The 15705-nt window shown below is 51.6% G+C and carries 15 protein-coding genes, 2 tRNA genes and 1 pseudogene; 8 read left to right on the top strand and 10 right to left on the bottom strand.

Annotated features, from left to right (window positions below):
• Window positions 1-5: 5 nt before the first annotated feature.
• Window positions 6-155 (top strand): annotated as a pseudogene (locus OGY62_RS23370) (hypothetical protein); the annotation flags it as partial.
• Here OGY62_RS23370 and dinB read toward each other — a convergent pair.
• On the bottom strand, window positions 111-1166 hold the full coding sequence (dinB, locus tag OGY62_RS06355) for a DNA polymerase IV (protein WP_012133777.1): 1056 nt from the start codon (window positions 1164-1166) through the stop codon (window positions 111-113). The pseudogene OGY62_RS23370 and the gene dinB sit on opposite strands and share 45 nt — an antisense overlap.
• Window positions 1167-1437: 271 nt before the next feature.
• Between dinB and dpaA the strand changes: the two genes are divergently transcribed.
• Entirely contained in the window at window positions 1438-2178 is a 741-nt protein-coding gene (gene dpaA / locus OGY62_RS06360) for a peptidoglycan meso-diaminopimelic acid protein amidase (protein WP_115626379.1), read from the top strand.
• Here the strand turns inward: dpaA and OGY62_RS06365 are convergent.
• Together OGY62_RS06365 and lpcA are read right to left on the bottom strand one after the other, a co-directional pair.
• Complete coding sequence (locus tag OGY62_RS06365; RefSeq protein ID WP_012133779.1) at window positions 2149-2916, bottom strand: class II glutamine amidotransferase; 768 nt, start codon at window positions 2914-2916, stop codon at window positions 2149-2151. The genes dpaA and OGY62_RS06365 overlap by 30 nt on opposite strands.
• A gap of 130 nt (window positions 2917-3046) precedes the next feature.
• Complete coding sequence (lpcA, locus tag OGY62_RS06370) at window positions 3047-3625, bottom strand: D-sedoheptulose 7-phosphate isomerase (protein ID WP_024130646.1); 579 nt, start codon at window positions 3623-3625, stop codon at window positions 3047-3049.
• Window positions 3626-3863: 238 nt separating this feature from the next.
• Here lpcA and fadE point away from each other — a divergent pair, with 238 nt between their 5' ends.
• The gene (gene fadE / locus OGY62_RS06375; protein WP_047458764.1) at window positions 3864-6311 is read left to right on the top strand and encodes an acyl-CoA dehydrogenase FadE; all 2448 of its coding nucleotides are present in this window, start codon (window positions 3864-3866) and stop codon (window positions 6309-6311) included.
• A 107-nt stretch (window positions 6312-6418) separates the two neighbouring features.
• A complete protein-coding gene (locus OGY62_RS06380; protein WP_047458766.1) occupies window positions 6419-7189 on the top strand; it encodes an amidohydrolase in 771 nt (256 codons plus the stop codon).
• A gap of 115 nt (window positions 7190-7304) precedes the next feature.
• On the opposite strand, the gene OGY62_RS06385 is transcribed toward OGY62_RS06380, so the two are convergent.
• Together OGY62_RS06385 and dnaQ are read right to left on the bottom strand one after the other, a co-directional pair.
• Window positions 7305-7381, bottom strand: a tRNA-Asp gene (locus tag OGY62_RS06385).
• Between the two features lie 133 nt (window positions 7382-7514).
• Entirely contained in the window at window positions 7515-8246 is a 732-nt protein-coding gene (gene dnaQ, locus OGY62_RS06390; protein ID WP_286459375.1) for a DNA polymerase III subunit epsilon, read from the bottom strand.
• A 64-nt stretch (window positions 8247-8310) separates the two neighbouring features.
• Between dnaQ and rnhA the strand changes: the two genes are divergently transcribed.
• Entirely contained in the window at window positions 8311-8778 is a 468-nt protein-coding gene (gene rnhA / locus OGY62_RS06395) for a ribonuclease HI (protein WP_012133784.1), read from the top strand.
• Here rnhA and OGY62_RS06400 read toward each other — a convergent pair.
• Complete coding sequence (locus OGY62_RS06400; RefSeq protein ID WP_012133785.1) at window positions 8775-9497, bottom strand: class I SAM-dependent methyltransferase; 723 nt, start codon at window positions 9495-9497, stop codon at window positions 8775-8777. The genes rnhA and OGY62_RS06400 overlap by 4 nt on opposite strands.
• Before the next feature lie 33 nt (window positions 9498-9530).
• On the opposite strand from OGY62_RS06400, the gene gloB reads away from it, so the two are divergent.
• Window positions 9531-10286, top strand: coding sequence for a hydroxyacylglutathione hydrolase (gloB, locus tag OGY62_RS06405; RefSeq protein WP_286459376.1), 756 nt, complete (start codon window positions 9531-9533; stop codon window positions 10284-10286).
• A gap of 71 nt (window positions 10287-10357) precedes the next feature.
• Window positions 10358-11725, top strand: coding sequence for a murein transglycosylase D (gene mltD, locus OGY62_RS06410; RefSeq protein ID WP_286459377.1), 1368 nt, complete (start codon window positions 10358-10360; stop codon window positions 11723-11725).
• Window positions 11726-11773: 48 nt separating this feature from the next.
• Here the strand turns inward: mltD and OGY62_RS06415 are convergent, their stop codons facing one another.
• Both OGY62_RS06415 and OGY62_RS06420 read right to left on the bottom strand, forming a co-directional pair.
• The gene (locus tag OGY62_RS06415; protein ID WP_286459378.1) at window positions 11774-12544 is read right to left on the bottom strand and encodes a class I SAM-dependent methyltransferase; all 771 of its coding nucleotides are present in this window, start codon (window positions 12542-12544) and stop codon (window positions 11774-11776) included.
• A 76-nt stretch (window positions 12545-12620) separates the two neighbouring features.
• Window positions 12621-13421 (bottom strand): endonuclease/exonuclease/phosphatase family protein, encoded by an 801-nt coding sequence (locus OGY62_RS06420; RefSeq protein ID WP_024130650.1) that lies wholly within the window; start codon window positions 13419-13421, stop codon window positions 12621-12623.
• Between the two features lie 299 nt (window positions 13422-13720).
• Here OGY62_RS06420 and yafC point away from each other — a divergent pair, with 299 nt between their 5' ends.
• Window positions 13721-14635 (top strand): DNA-binding transcriptional regulator YafC, encoded by a 915-nt coding sequence (yafC, locus tag OGY62_RS06425; protein ID WP_012133790.1) that lies wholly within the window; start codon window positions 13721-13723, stop codon window positions 14633-14635.
• Window positions 14636-14659: 24 nt separating this feature from the next.
• Here the strand turns inward: yafC and dkgB are convergent, their stop codons facing one another.
• Window positions 14660-15463: a 2,5-didehydrogluconate reductase DkgB gene (dkgB, locus tag OGY62_RS06430; protein WP_286459380.1), complete on the bottom strand. Its 804-nt coding sequence runs from the start codon at window positions 15461-15463 to the stop codon at window positions 14660-14662.
• 163 nt (window positions 15464-15626) lie between these two features.
• Window positions 15627-15703, bottom strand: a tRNA-Asp gene (locus OGY62_RS06435).
• Between the last annotated feature and the right edge of the window lie 2 nt (window positions 15704-15705).

Genomic DNA, 15705 nt, shown 5'->3' on the forward strand with positions numbered 1-15705 from the left:
GCTAAATGCCGGATGGCGCTGCGCTTATCCGGCCTACAACTAACCCGGCCTACACGCTGATTTGTAGGCCGGATAAGGCATTTACTCCGCCATCCGGCAATACATCAAAGTCACAGCCCCAGCAGAAGCTGTCTTTCCAGTTGCGGGTCAAGTAGTGTAACGTGTAACCCTACCAGCCGCACGCCCCGCCCTCCCCGCCGCTCATTCCAGGTTTTACGCGCCGTCGTGATTAAATCGTCCTTGCTTAAACGCGGCCAGACGTGCTCCTGAGTGGTCAGCTGGAAATCGTTAAATTTTAATTTAACCCCCTGACGGGCAATGAGCAGGTCAGGCTTCACTTTTGCCAGCCGCCTTTCCAGTTCTGGATATAATCGCTCAATGATCGCCTCGCATTCCGCCCATTCGTGAATATCCTCCGCCAGCGTACGTTCAACGCCTATCGATTTACGCAGTCTTTCATTGTTTACATCCCGCTCATCAATCCCCTGGCTACGCTCCCATAACACGCGGCCAAACTTACCAAAGCGCTTGAGTAACATCGCCAGATCGTACTTTTGCACGTCTTCACAGGTACGCAGCCCCATCGTTTCCAGCCTGGCCGCAGACACTTTACCCACCCCCGGAATTTTCCCCAGCGGTAAGGTTTTGAGAAACTCAGGAACATCGGCGGGGGTAATCACATATTGCCCATTCGGTTTATTAAGGTCAGAAGCAATTTTTGCCAGAAACTTAACCGGAGCAATACCTGCTGATGCGGTGAGCTGGAGTTCGTTAAAAATCGTCTGACGGATTTCCTGAGCGATAAGCGTGGCGGAGCCGTGGCAATAAGTGCTGTCGGTGACGTCCAGATAGGCTTCATCCAGCGAAAGCGGCTCTATACGCGAGGTATAACGAGAGAAGATTTCACGGATATGCTGCGACGCTTCTTTATACGCCTCAAACCGCCCCGGCAATAGCGTGAGGTGCGGGCAAAGCTTAAGCGCCATACCGGTCGGCATCGCGCTGCGCACGCCAAATTTGCGGGCGGGATAATTAGCCGTACTGATAACGCCCCTGCGCTCGCGGCTGCCGCCGATAGCAATGGGAATATCACGCAGGGCCGGGTTATCGCGCATTTCAACCGCCGCGTAAAAACAGTCCATATCAACATGTATGATTTTGCGCATGACTCACCTCCGCAATACTGTTTAAGTATACAGTGCATTTTGTATTGTGAGAAGTGAGTGGAAGTTAAGCCGCAGCAGAATGCGCCGGGTTCTGACTGCCTTGACGGCTAAATTTCAGTATAAAGAGAAACTAAATTGTAAACGCATCGCCTGGGGCTTGCGAAAAACTGCCGTGGTGATAATGTGAGCGCACCAAATACGGATTAGTCTGATTTGGGGACTTTGTTTGCCGTTCTGGCGTGTGTAACCGTTTTATCAAGGAATAAGCAGTATGCGTAAAATCGCATTTTTTCTTGCGATGCTTCTGATCCCGTGCGTCTCATTTGCCAGTTTGCTAAGCAGTAGCAGCCCAACCACGCCAGTCAGCAAAGAATATAAGCAGCAGTTGATGGGGTCGCCTGTCTATATTCAGATCTTTAAAGAAGAGCGTACGCTCGATCTGTACGTCAAGATGGGTGAGCAATATCAATTGCTCGACAGCTACAAAATTTGCAACTATTCCGGTGGCTTAGGCCCCAAACAGCGCCAGGGTGACTTTAAAAGCCCGGAAGGTTTTTACAGCGTCCAGCGTAATCAGCTCAAACCGGACAGCCGTTTCTATAAGGCCATTAATATCGGTTTTCCGAACGCCTATGACCGCGCACACGGTTATGAAGGTAAGTATCTGATGATCCACGGCGCCTGCGTCTCCGTCGGTTGCTATGCCATGACCGACAGCGGCATTGATGAGATTTTCCAGTTTGTAACCGGCGCCCTGGTATTCGGGCAATCCAGCGTACAGGTGAGCATCTATCCCTTCCGCATGACCGATGCAAATATGCAGCGCCATAAGTATTCGTATTACAAAGATTTCTGGACGCAGCTAAAACCGGGCTACGACTACTTTGAGCAAACCCGTAAGCCACCAACAGTTTCCGTTGTTGATGGCCGTTACGTGGTCAGCAAACCGTTGAGCCATGAAGTGGTTCAGCCACAGCTGGCGTCAAACTATACGCTCCCCGAGACAAAATAATCGCCATTCGCCTGGCATAATCTTTTGCCAGGTTTCATTTCCCGTCAGCGGCTGCGTTGCAATCACGGTAACCACATCATTCGGTGTGGTTTGTGAACTGAAGTCGATTTCCACATCCTGGTCCAACAGCGTGGCAACGCCAAACGGCGCGCGGCGGGTGATCCAGAATAAATTGGTCGAGCAATAGGCCATGACATAGCGCCCGTCTGACAGCAGCATGTTGAAGACGCCTTTCTTACGGAGTTCTTCTGCCAGCGTCGCAATATATTTAAATACCGCCATCATATTGCCCGGCGTGCGCGGATAACGCTGCGTCAGCTTATGCAGCAGCCAGCAGAACGCTTTTTCGCTGTCCGTCTCACCAACCGGGCGAAAATTACCGGTTTCAAGCGATTTGTAGCCGTTGAGCTGCCCGTTATGCGCATACGTCCAGTTACGCCCCCAAAGCTCACGGGTAAACGGATGCGTATTTTCCAGCGCCACTTCCCCACGATTCGCCTGGCGAATATGGGCGACGACGGAACAGGATTTAATGGGATAGTCTTGCACCAGTCTGGCGATGGGCGAATTAAAACTGGGTTGCGGATCTTTAAATGTGCGACACCCTTTACCTTCATAAAACGTAATGCCCCAGCCGTCTTTGTGCGGCCCGGTTCCTCCACCACGCTGAACCAGCCCGGTGAAACTAAAGCAAATATCGGTTGGCACATTGGCGCTCATCCCGAGCAGTTCGCACATACATCACCTACCTTAAAACGCTGAACCGCCTGATGGCGCTGCGCTTATCAGGCCTGGACAAATCAAATGTAGGCCGGATAAGACGCTTTAACGTCGTCATCCGGCAAAAACACAGTAAAGAATTATCCGCTTACTTAACCATCTCTTTTTCGATCAATTGGATCAGGATATGAATCACTTTGATATGGATTTCCTGAATACGATCAGCATAACCGAAATGCGGCACGCGAATTTCAATATCCGCCGTCCCTGCCATTTTACCGCCGTCTTTCCCGGTCAGGGTGATGACTTTCATTCCCTTCTCGCGTGCTGCGGCAATCGCTTTAATCACGTTACCAGAGTTGCCCGAAGTTGAGATCCCTAACAGCACATCCCCTTCACGGCCAACCGCTTCAACGTAGCGAGAGAAAACATAGTCGTAACCAAAATCATTACTGACACAGGAGATATGGCTGACGTCAGAAATAGCGATCGCCGGGTAGCCTGGACGGTTTTCACGGTAGCGACCGGTCAGCTCTTCGGCAAAATGCATCGCGTCGCAATGAGAGCCGCCGTTACCGCAGGAAAGTACCTTGCCACCCGCTTTAAAACTGTCTGCCAGCAGGACCGCCGCGCGCTGAATAGCGTGAATATTGGCTTCATCTTTTAAAAAATTGGCCAGCGTTTCCGCCGCTTCGTTCAGTTCGTTACGAATAAGATCCTGGTACATGAGGATATCCTTCAGCATGAATGTAATTGACAGATGCAGTGTACCGGATAGCGCAGAAAGCGAGAAGCACAAGCCACAGGAATGCCGCTGGCTTTTGATTTTTTGTGCCGGTGAAAACGGCAACAATGTGAGCTTCGTTGTAATTATTTTGTAAACACATTGCTAAAAGAAATGACATCCACTACAACCATATCATCACAAGTGGTCAGACCTCCTACAAGCAAGGGAGCTTTTCGTTATGATGATTTTGAGTATTCTCGCAACGGTTGTTCTGCTCGGCGCGCTGTTTTATCACCGCGTGAGCTTATTCCTCAGCAGCCTGATTTTACTCGCATGGACAGCCGCGCTGGGCGTTGCTGGCCTGTGGTCTATCTGGGTGCTGGTTCCTCTGGCCATTATCCTCGTACCGTTTAACGTTACGCCGATGCGTAAGTCGATGATCTCTGCGCCAGCGTTTCGTAGCTTCCGTAAAGTGATGCCGCCGATGTCGCGCACGGAGAAAGAGGCCATTGATGCCGGTACAACATGGTGGGAAGGCGATCTCTTCCAGGGCAAACCTGACTGGAAAAAATTGCACAACTATCCGCAACCGCATCTGACCGCTGAAGAACAGGCGTTCCTGGATGGCCCGGTAGAAGAAGCCTGCCGTATGGCGAATGATTTCCAGATCACGCACGAATTAGCCGATCTGCCGCCGGAGCTGTGGGACTACCTGAAAGAGCATCGCTTCTTCGCGATGATCATCAAGAAAGAGTACGGCGGCCTGGAGTTTTCGGCGTATGCGCAGTCTCGCGTGCTGCAAAAACTCTCCGGCGTTTCCGGGATTCTGGCGATTACCGTGGGCGTACCTAACTCATTAGGCCCAGGTGAACTGCTGCAACACTACGGTACTGAAGAGCAGAAAAACCATTACCTGCCGCGTCTGGCGCGTGGTCAGGAGATCCCTTGCTTCGCGCTGACCAGCCCGGAAGCGGGCTCCGATGCGGGCGCAATTCCTGATACCGGCGTCGTCTGCATGGGCGAATGGCAAGGCCAGCAGGTGCTGGGTATGCGCCTGACCTGGAACAAACGTTACATTACGCTGGCCCCTATCGCGACCGTGCTGGGCCTGGCCTTTAAACTCTCTGACCCGGAAAAACTGCTGGGTGGCGAAGAAGAATTGGGTATCACCTGTGCGCTGATCCCGACCTCAACGCCTGGCGTAGAAATTGGTCGCCGTCACTTCCCGCTGAACGTACCGTTCCAGAACGGACCTACGCACGGCAAAGATATTTTTGTGCCAATCGACTACATCATTGGCGGGCCGAAGATGGCAGGCCAGGGCTGGCGTATGCTGGTGGAATGCCTGTCGGTAGGCCGTGGTATCACGCTGCCGTCCAACTCGACCGGCGGGGTTAAATCTGTCGCGCTGGCAACCGGGGCATATGCCCATATTCGTCGCCAGTTCAAAATCTCTATCGGCAAGATGGAAGGTATTGAAGAGGCGCTGGCGCGCATTGCCGGTAACGCCTACGTAATGGACGCCGCAGCGTCACTGATTACCTACGGCATTATGCTGGGTGAAAAACCGGCGGTGCTGTCAGCTATCGTCAAGTACCACTGTACCCATCGCGGCCAGCAGTCCATCATCGACGCAATGGACATTACCGGTGGTAAAGGCATTATGCTCGGCGAAAGCAACTTCCTGGCGCGTTCTTACCAGGGAGCGCCTATCGCCATCACCGTTGAAGGTGCGAATATCCTGACCCGCAGCATGATGATCTTCGGTCAGGGGGCGATTCGCTGCCATCCGTATGTTCTGGAAGAGATGGCCGCCGCGCAAAGCAACGATGTGAATGCGTTCGACAATCTGCTGTTTAAACATATCGGCCATGTCGGTAGTAACAAAGTACGCAGCTTCTGGCTCGGTCTGACCCGCGGCCTGACCAGCTACACCCCGACCAGCGACGCAACGAAACGTTATTACCAGCACCTTAACCGACTGAGCGCCAACCTGGCCCTGCTGTCTGATGTCTCAATGGCGGTGTTGGGCGGTAGCCTGAAACGTCGTGAACGTATTTCCGCACGCCTGGGCGATATTTTAAGCCAGCTGTATCTGGCCTCCGCCGTGCTGAAACGCTATGACGATGAAGGCCGTAACGAAGCCGATCTGCCGCTGGTGCACTGGGGCGTACAGGATGCGTTGTATCAGGCGGAGCAAGCGATGGATGAACTGCTGCAAAACTTCCCAAACCGTTTTGTTGCGGGTCTGCTGAACGTGGTGATCTTCCCAACCGGTCGTCACTACCTTGCCCCTTCCGACAAGCTGGATCATAAGGTCGCGCAGATTCTACAAGTACCGAGCGCAACCCGTTCACGTATCGGTCGCGGTCAATACCTGACGCCGAGCGAGCATAACCCGGTCGGCTTGCTGGAAGAAGCGCTGCTGGACGTGATAGCAGCAGATCCTATCCACCAGCGGATCTGCAAAGAGTTGGGTAAAAATCTGCCGTTTACCCGTCTGGATGAACTGGCGCATAACGCGCTAGCAAAAGGGCTGATTGATAACGATGAAGCCGCCATTCTGGTGAAAGCGGAAGAAAGCCGTCTGCGCAGCATTAACGTTGATGATTTTGATGCCGACGCGCTGGCGACTCAGCCGGTAAAGTTGCCAGAGAAGCAAGTGCGTAAAGTAGAAGCCGCTTAATCCTCATCTCCCCTGAAAGCCCCGCTTCTGCGGGGCTTTTTATTGCCACATTTTCGTTGATGCTCATGCTACAGTGTAAAAATGCTGTTCAACGAGGAGCCCCGATCGTGCCTGGTTTGAAAATTACCCTGTTGCAACAACCGCTGGTCTGGATGGACGGTCCGGCCAATTTACGTCATTTTGACAGACTGCTGGAAACCATCACCGGACGTGACGTCATTGTTTTACCTGAAATGTTTACCACCGGTTTTGCAATGGAAGCCGCACTTCAGTCACTCCCGCAAGAAGATGCGATCGACTGGATGCAGGCCAAAGCACAACAGACTGATGCCCTGATTGCGGGCAGCGCTGCGTTGCAAACCGAACGTGGCCCGGTAAACCGTTTTTTACTGGTTGAACCTGACGGCAACGTTCATTGCTATGATAAACGCCATCTGTTCCGCATGGCGGATGAACATCATCATTACCAGGCGGGCGATAAACGTGTTGTCGTTGAATGGCGCGGCTGGCGTATTCTACCGTTAGTGTGTTATGACCTGCGTTTTCCGGTATGGTCCCGCAATCTTAATGATTATGACCTGGCGCTGTATGTAGCGAACTGGCCTGCTCCACGTTCGCTACACTGGCAGGCGCTGCTCACCGCACGCGCGATTGAAAACCAGGCCTATGTAGCAGGCTGCAACCGTGTTGGCACTGATGGCAACGGGCACCATTACCGTGGGGACAGCCGGGTGATTAACCCGCAAGGAGAGATTATCGCCACCGCCGAGCCACATCAGGCGACACGTATTGATGCAGACCTGTCGCTCACGGCGTTACGGGAATACCGCGAGAAATTTCCGGCATGGCAGGACGCCGACCCATTCACGTTACGCTGATGATTGTTCATCCTTCTCTGCAACGATTCTGGCATTTCTACAGAGAAGGATAATTTTTGTTGAAGGCTAAAACGACGAAAGCCTGAATCATTTCTGATTCAGGCTTTCTGAATAGTGGCGGAACGGACGGGACTCGAACCCGCGACCCCCTGCGTGACAGGCAGGTATTCTAACCAACTGAACTACCGCTCCGCGTTGTGTTCCTCTTGGGAACGAAGCGCATATTACGGATTGCCTCGCACCTCGTCAACGGTTTTTCTCACGTTTTGAATCGTTTGCTGTAAAAATCACCCGGACGGCTATTTTTACGTCGTAAAACCCCGAATTACGCCCGCCAGAGGCAACTTCCGCCTTTCTTCTGCACCAGGTCGAGACGCGACTCATGCGCCATCAGCTCTTCATCAGTCGCTAAAACAACGCGTAACTTGCTGGCCTGGCGGACAATACGCTGGATTGTCGCTTCACCCTGCTGTTGCTGCGTTTCCCCTTCCATTGAGAAGGCCATCGACGTTTGCCCACCGGTCATCGCCAGATAGACATCGGCCAGAATCTGGGCATCGAGCAATGCGCCGTGCAGCGTACGTTTGCTGTTATCTATCTCATAGCGTGAACAAAGCGCATCAAGGCTGTTACGCTTGCCGGGGAACATCCTCCTCGCCATCGCCAGGCTATCGGTGATTTTGCAGAACTCGCTTGTTTTCGGAATACCACGACTGAGTTTGGCGAACTCATAATCCATAAAGCCGATATCAAACGATGCGTTATGGATCACCAGTTCCGCGCCACGGATATACTCCAGGAAGTCGTCAACCACATCGGCAAAAACGGGTTTATCAAGCAGAAATTCATCCGCAATACCGTGTACGCCGAACGCTTCCGGGTCCACCAGTCGGTCCGGTTTTAGATAGACGTGGAAGTTATTGCCGGTAAGGCGGCGGTTCACGACCTCGACTGCACCGATCTCAATGATCTTATGGCCTTCGTAGTGGGCGCCGATCTGGTTCATACCGGTGGTTTCGGTATCGAGGACGATCTGTCGTGTAATTGCAGTGCTCATAGCGGTCATTTATGTCAGACTTGTCGTTTTACGATCGATTTCAATTACAGGAAGTCTACCAGAGATGCTTAAACAGGTAGAAATTTTCACCGATGGCTCTTGCCTGGGAAATCCAGGTCCAGGTGGTTATGGCGCTATTTTACGCTATCGCGGCCATGAAAAAACCTTTAGTGAAGGATATAGCCTCACAACTAACAATCGCATGGAGCTTATGGCGGCCATCGTCGCGCTGGAAGCGTTAAAAGAACATTGTGAAGTCACATTAAGCACGGACAGCCAGTATGTCCGTCAGGGAATTACACAATGGATCCACAACTGGAAAAAGCGCGGCTGGAAAACAGCAGAGAAAAAGCCAGTAAAGAATGTCGATCTCTGGAAGCGCCTTGATGCCGCGCTGGGCCAACATCAAATCAAATGGGAATGGGTAAAAGGCCATGCCGGCCATCCTGAAAACGAACGTTGCGATGAGCTGGCGCGTGCGGCAGCGATGAATCCTACGCAGGAAGACGTTGGCTATCAGGCAGAGGCTTAAGCGTCTGGCTTACGGTATTGCCGGGTCGCGCCCACGGCCTGGCGAATCCGCGCTTTGCTTTTATTTTGTTTCATCGGGTTAAGCGTAAGCGGAATGGTTCGCTTACGCGCCACAATCAGTTGCAGGCAGCCCAACGCCGGAATATGCGTGCTCAGCAGCTTTCCACCTTGCTTTGACCAGGGTAAAACATGAAAACGGCTGTAGTGCAGCACTTCAAAATTCAATAATGAGAGCCAGTCCAGTTGGCGCATCAGCGTAAACATCCGGCTGTTATAAGGTGAAGATTTACGCAAGACGGGCACCAGCTTACGCAGGCCCATCAGGCTAATCGGGTTAAAACCACTCAAAACCAGCCAGCCATCATCAATTAACACCCGGTCGGCTTCACGCAGTAACCGATGTGGGTCGACGCACCACGGTAGCGTATGCGCCAACAGACAAACATCAACAGACTTATCGGCAAAGGGAAGATGTAAGGGATCGGCCTGAACCTGGACGGGCGCGCCTTGCAGGGAAATATTGACTTGATGAGAAACGGCGCACGCTTCAGAGTTGATTTCTGCGCTTAAATTACCAATTTTAAGCAAATGAAAACCATACATTTTGGCGAACCACGGGTTAAGCTGATGCTCCAGCGCCTCACGATAGTATTCACCCCAGGGCAAATCGCCCCAGCGATGGGGAGCTATGACTGTTTGAGGGATCCTTGCCGGTTTCATCACAACCTTCCGCTACGCACTAAGAGGTAATTTATGAATCTTAACAGTATTCCCGCATTTCAGGACAATTACATCTGGGTTCTGAGTAATAATGAAGGACGTTGCCTGATCGTTGATCCTGGCGAAGCGGCTCCCGTGCTAAATGCCATCAAAGAGAAGAACTGGCAGCCGGAAGCGATTTTCCTCACTCACCATCACCACGACCATGTTGGCGGCGTGAAAGAACTTCTTCAACATTTTCCGCACGTAGTGGTTTACGGACCGGCAGAAACACAAGATAAGGGAACCACGCGCGTAGTCAAAGATGGCGATAGCGCCCTCGTTTTAGGGCATGAATTTAGTATATTTGCCACACCAGGTCACACTTTAGGACATATCTGTTACTTTAGCCATCCTTACCTTTTCTGCGGCGACACCCTTTTCTCTGGAGGCTGTGGACGCCTGTTTGAAGGTACAGCATCACAGATGTATCAATCACTTAAAAAAATCAGCGCCCTTCATGACGATACACTGATTTGTTGCGCACATGAGTATACTTTAGCAAACATGAAGTTTGCATTGAGCATCCTACCGCACGATTCGTTCATAAATGAATATTATCGTAAAGTTAATGAGTTACGCGCAAAAAACCAAATTACACTCCCCGTAATTCTGAAAAATGAGCGGAAAAATAATATTTTTTTGAGAACGGAAGATCCTGATTTAATTAATGAAATAAACAAAGAAACAAAGTTGCAACAACCTGAAGAGCGTTTTGCCTGGTTAAGGTCAAAGAAAGACAGCTTCTGACAATTCCTACTTGTCATTGGCGAACTTCGCCGTTATGATCGGTCGTCTTTTAAGCAACTATTGACACACACATGAAGGCAAAAGCGATATTACTCGCCTCTGTCCTGCTTGTGGGGTGCCAGTCGTCTCAGAACACTGGCAACGTCCAACAGCACGCACAGAGCCTTTCTGCAGCTGGTCAAGGGGAAGCAGGAAAGTTTACGAGTCAGGCACGATGGATGGACGATGGGACGTCTCTCGCGCCAGATCAAGACTTGTGGGCTTTCATTGGCGACGAGCTAAAGATGGGAATTCCGGAGAACAACCGGATACGCGAACAGAAACAGAAGTATTTACGCAATAAGAGCTATCTCCACGATGTAACTTTACGGGCAGAGCCGTATATGTACTGGATAGCCGGGCAGGTTAAGAAACGTAACATGCCGATGGAACTGGTACTACTACCCATAGTGGAGAGCGCTTTTGACCCTCACGCAACGTCTGGCGCCAATGCCGCAGGCATCTGGCAGATCATTCCGAGCACAGGGCGCAATTATGGTTTGAAACAGACCCGCAATTATGATGCGCGTCGTGACGTTGTGGCTTCCACAACGGCCGCGTTAGACATGATGCAGCGTCTGAATAAGATGTTTGATGGCGACTGGCTGTTGACCGTTGCAGCTTATAATAGCGGCGAAGGTCGCGTGATGAAGGCAATCAAAGCGAATAAGGCGCGTGGCAAAGCCACCGACTTCTGGTCGCTTTCGTTACCTCAGGAAACGAAGCTGTACGTGCCAAAAATGCTGGCATTGAGCGATATTCTCAAAAACAGCAAACGCTATGGCGTGCGTCTGCCAACCACAGACGAAAGCCGTGCGCTGGCGCGCGTTCGTTTGAGCAGCCCGGTTGAGATGGCGCAGGTTGCAGATATGGCGGGCATGTCCGTCACCAAGCTGAAGGCGTTTAATGCTGGCGTGAAGGGCTCTACGCTAGGCGTTAGCGGTCCACAGTACGTGATGGTGCCAAAGATGCATGCAGAACAACTGCGTGAGTCTCTGGCTTCAGGCGAAATTGCTGCCGTACAGTCTACGCTGGTCGCAGACAATACGCCGCTGAACAGCCGTAGCTACAAAGTTCGCTCTGGCGATACGCTTTCCGGCATCGCGGCACGCCTTGGCGTGAGCACGAAAGATTTGCAGCAGTGGAATAGTCTGCGCGGATCTAACCTGAAAGTGGGCCAAAGTCTGACGATTGGCGCAGGCAGTAGCGCACAGCGTCTGGCCAACAACAGCGATAGCATTACTTATCGTGTGCGGAAAGGTGATTCGCTTTCGAGTATCGCCAAACGTCACGGGGTGAACATCAAAGATGTGATGCGCTGGAACAGCGATACAGCAAATCTGCAACCAGGCGATCAGCTAACGTTGTTTGTGAAGAACAGCAGCACACCTGACTCCTGATAGCATGACTCAGAAAAGGCACTGGTTTCCCCCCAGTGCCTTTTTTATTTATGCCGCTTTATGCGCCTCAACCATAATCGTATCGCTGGTAAACGAACCGTCCTCCTGCAAAGCGAAATACGCTTTTACCTCCGCGGATGCGCTCTCCTGATACAAACGAATAGCCTCAACCAGCGCCGCAGGCGTACGCATTCTCGTTACCCATGAACTGAACTCCAGCGGTAAGCGGTCCGTTAACAGCGTATCGACAATCAGATTCGCATCATTAACCAGGGACAGCCACTCACCGCTGGAATAGTTACGTACATGAGAAGTGTCGCGTAACGCTTCTACAGTCTGTAACCAGATATCGCGCACCGGATGCCCAGGCGACATCACATCCATCATAATCAACACGCCGCCCGCTTTCAGGACCCGGTTGGCTTCACGCAGTGCCTGCCCAACATCATGCCAGTGGTGTGCAGAATAGCGGCTAATCACAACATCAAAGGCGTGATCCTCAAACGGCAGATTTTCAGCATACCCCTGTCGGGTCGCGATATTTTCTAAACCTTTCTCTTTCGCCGCCTGTACGACGACCTCAAGCATCTGCGAAGACAAATCGTAAGCCACCACTTGCTTTACGTTCTGCGCAGCAATAAAACTGGCGTGCCCGGCGCCACATCCCATATCCAGTACGCTGGCATGTGGAAAAGAGGACAGCCGTTCCGCCAGTCGCTGTAAGTCACGACCAGAAGCATGAACGGTGCTGGTTAAATAGGCATTTGCCTGAGAGCCAAACTGCTTTTCGACGTTGTCATGGTGGGAGTGTGTTGTCATCGTGTTGTCCTTTGGTTGTTTGCAAAATAAAGGGCAGCACCACTTCAGGCCTGCCCCACGGCAGACCTGACACACCTTATTGCTCAGGTTTGCCGGGACTGAATTCAACGAGTAGCGGGTTATGATCGGAGGCGCGCGTGACCAGTACGGAAGCCTCGCTAACGTTCAAACCTCGATAAAACACAAAATCAAGAGGACGGCCAAACGCCCGTCGGCGCTGATCGTCAGTAAAACGCACCTGCCGCAGGGACATCTCGCGCGCAAAGCGATACAGCGCGTTCATTCGTGGTCGGCTCCAGGCATTGAAATCACCAGCCATAATCACCGGGCCACTGTGATGCGCAATTTGATCGCCAATAGGAAGTAACTGCTTACTATACACATCCACCCCAAGACTGAAGTTAACGGCGTGAATGTTTACCACCATCAACAATCGCGTATCAGGCAAAGGGTAAACGGTCACCAGCGCTGACTTCGCCAGACGTAAGATAGGCTCACGTTCGCGCAGCGGGCAGCAGTAGACGGGATGAGCAGCAGAAAGCGTCATAACGCCCGAAGGATGCTGAGGTAACACAAAAGCGGGAACCTGATCGGCGGCAAGATAGTTAGCGGTCGCAAACTGCACCAGTTCGGGCGTGGTTTGCGCTTCCTGTAATAAAACCAGGTGCGCATCTTTGCCAAAGTTTTTCAGCACCGATAACCATTCGGCCCGCTGCTGTTTAAAGATATTCCACACCAGAATCCGAATGCGGTCTTCACTGCTTAACGGCACTCCGGCGGGTAATGCCTGGCCAATACTCGCAAACGACCCAGGCGGTAAAATCCGCTCGGCGGGTTGTCCGGCAATATAGCGCATGGCATAAGTATTTTTTCGCACGTTTGACTTTAAAACCTCTGTAACGTCAACCAGCCCGGGCACGGACTGGTTATTCTGTTATAGGGATTTTAGCTCACACTTTCAACGAGCAGTTACATATTGTTTTGTAAGCAAGCGCTTACCTCCGTAAATTTAACCAGGAACAACGCGAACTGGCCTATCCAATCGATCACAGGTTAACGCCGTCAGAACAGGCTCTCCGGCCACCACACCTCACGCGCAGATTGAAACCAACAGCCCAGGGTGTTTTAATGAAAAAATAGCCAAAATATCAATGTAATTTTGCTTCAGGTGCAAAAATGAAAGCTACATCAGAAGAACTCGTGATATTTGTTGCCGTAGTCGAAAGCGGTAGCTTTAGCCGCGCTGCGGAGCAACTTGGACAGGCGAATTCTGCGGTCAGCCGGGCGGTCAAAAAGCTGGAAATGAAACTGGGCGTGAGTCTGCTTAATCGCACAACACGCCAGTTGAGTCTGACGGAAGAAGGCGAACGTTATTTTCGTCGCGTGCAGTCGATACTACAAGACATGGCCGCCGCTGAAACGGAGGTGATGGAAACGCGAAGCACTCCACGCGGCCTGTTGCGTATTGACGCCGCCACGCCGGTGATACTGCACTTTCTGATGCCGCTGGTTAAGCCTTTTCGCGAGCGTTATCCAGAAATGACGCTATCACTGGTTTCCTCAGAAACATTCATCAATCTGATTGAACGAAAGGTCGATGTCGCCATACGTGCCGGGACGCTGACCGATTCAAGCCTGCGCGCCCGCCCGCTCTTTACCAGTTATCGAAAGATTATCGCGTCGCCGGATTATATTGCCCGCTTTGGCAAACCCGAAACCATTGAAGAGTTAAAACAGCATCTATGTCTCGGATTCACTGAACCGGCTTCGCTCAATACATGGCCTGTAGCATGTAGCGACGGGCAACTCCATGAAATCAGCAGCGGTCTGTCGTCAAATAGCGGTGAGACGCTCAAGCAGCTTTGTCTGAGTGGTAACGGGATCGCCTGCCTGTCTGACTATATGATTGATAAAGAAATCGCGCGGGGAGAGCTTGTGGAGCTGATGGCCGATAAGCGCCTACCGGTAGAGATGCCTTTCAGTGCCGTTTATTACAGCGATCGTGCGGTCAGTACCCGCATTCGGGCATTTATCGATTTTCTCAGCGATCATGTAAAAACAGCCCCCGAAGGAGCTGTAAAAGAGGGTTAAGGATACAGAGAGAGGATTAGTCGATCAGTCCCACTCTGGCGCCAGACCTTCCGGGCTGACAAGGCGATCGTTGCAGTCCAGTGCGGCAATCGCCTTTTTATCTTCGGCATCCAGATGCAGATCGAGCGCCAGCAGGTTGCTTGCCAGATTTTCACGTCTAGTAGAAGAAGGAATTATGGAGTAGCCTTCTCCCATTGCCCATGCAAGGATCACCTGCGCCGAAGTCGCATTGTGCTTAGCGGCAATACGGGCAATCACTTCATCTTTCAGTGCCTTACCATAAGCCAACGTCATGTAAGAGGTGATGTGAATTCCATGCTGTTTTGCCCAATCCACGACCTTGCGGTTTTGCAGATACGGAGACAGTTCAATCTGGTTAGTCGCAATGTTTTCTGCGCCGACAGCGGCAATGGTTTTTTCCATCAACGGGATAGTAAAGTTAGAAATACCGATTTTGCGCGTCAGTCCCTGCTCTTTTGCTTCCAGCAGCGCCTGCATGAACTCTTCGACAGATACCGCATCGTTTGGTGACGGCCAGTGGATCAATGCCAGATCCACATAATCAGTGCGCAGTTTTTCCAGACTTTCTTTCAGACTCAGGATCAGCTTCTCTTTGCTGAGATTTTCAGTCCAGATCTTGGTGGTGATGTACAGCTCGCCACGCGGGATGCCACTTTCGGCAATCGCCTGACCAACAGCCGCTTCATTATCATAGATTTGTGCAGTATCAATTGCACGATAGCCCAGTTCCAGCGCTGTTTTGACCGATGCGATAACAACATCGTCTTTCAGGCGAAAAGTACCTAAACCAAATGCAGGGATTGTCATTGAGTTCCTCATTAATTGTTGTGTCGTTAACTGAGGAGGGATTATCGCGGTTGTTTTTATGCGGAAAAAGATCGTAGAACGCAGAGGATTTTTGCGAAATAAGCAATAATGGAACAGCAGGCAAGAAAAAAGCCCTGAGCGTTAGCTCAGGGCTCTTAATAAGTGGCGGAACGGACGGGACTCGAACCCGCGACCCCCTGCGTGACAGGCAGGTATTCTAACCAACTGAACTACCGCTCCAC

This window comes from Citrobacter sp. CK198, assembly GCF_030333295.1.
GTDB classification, from domain to species: domain Bacteria; phylum Pseudomonadota; class Gammaproteobacteria; order Enterobacterales; family Enterobacteriaceae; genus Citrobacter_B; species Citrobacter_B koseri.

What these genes read in the sequence shown, in the direction of transcription:
- dinB (WP_012133777.1), bottom strand. Translation starts at nt 1,166, where the DNA reads ATGCGCAAAATCATACATGTTGATATGGACTGTTTTTACGCGGCGGTT.
- dpaA (WP_115626379.1), top strand. Translation starts at nt 1,438, where the DNA reads ATGCGTAAAATCGCATTTTTTCTTGCGATGCTTCTGATCCCGTGCGTC.
- OGY62_RS06365 (WP_012133779.1), bottom strand. Translation starts at nt 2,916, where the DNA reads ATGTGCGAACTGCTCGGGATGAGCGCCAATGTGCCAACCGATATTTGC.
- lpcA (WP_024130646.1), bottom strand. Translation starts at nt 3,625, where the DNA reads ATGTACCAGGATCTTATTCGTAACGAACTGAACGAAGCGGCGGAAACG.
- fadE (WP_047458764.1), top strand. Translation starts at nt 3,864, where the DNA reads ATGATGATTTTGAGTATTCTCGCAACGGTTGTTCTGCTCGGCGCGCTG.
- dnaQ (WP_286459375.1), bottom strand. Translation starts at nt 8,246, where the DNA reads ATGAGCACTGCAATTACACGACAGATCGTCCTCGATACCGAAACCACC.
- rnhA (WP_012133784.1), top strand. Translation starts at nt 8,311, where the DNA reads ATGCTTAAACAGGTAGAAATTTTCACCGATGGCTCTTGCCTGGGAAAT.
- OGY62_RS06400 (WP_012133785.1), bottom strand. Translation starts at nt 9,497, where the DNA reads ATGAAACCGGCAAGGATCCCTCAAACAGTCATAGCTCCCCATCGCTGG.
- gloB (WP_286459376.1), top strand. Translation starts at nt 9,531, where the DNA reads ATGAATCTTAACAGTATTCCCGCATTTCAGGACAATTACATCTGGGTT.
- mltD (WP_286459377.1), top strand. Translation starts at nt 10,358, where the DNA reads ATGAAGGCAAAAGCGATATTACTCGCCTCTGTCCTGCTTGTGGGGTGC.
- OGY62_RS06415 (WP_286459378.1), bottom strand. Translation starts at nt 12,544, where the DNA reads ATGACAACACACTCCCACCATGACAACGTCGAAAAGCAGTTTGGCTCT.
- yafC (WP_012133790.1), top strand. Translation starts at nt 13,721, where the DNA reads ATGAAAGCTACATCAGAAGAACTCGTGATATTTGTTGCCGTAGTCGAA.
- dkgB (WP_286459380.1), bottom strand. Translation starts at nt 15,463, where the DNA reads ATGACAATCCCTGCATTTGGTTTAGGTACTTTTCGCCTGAAAGACGAT.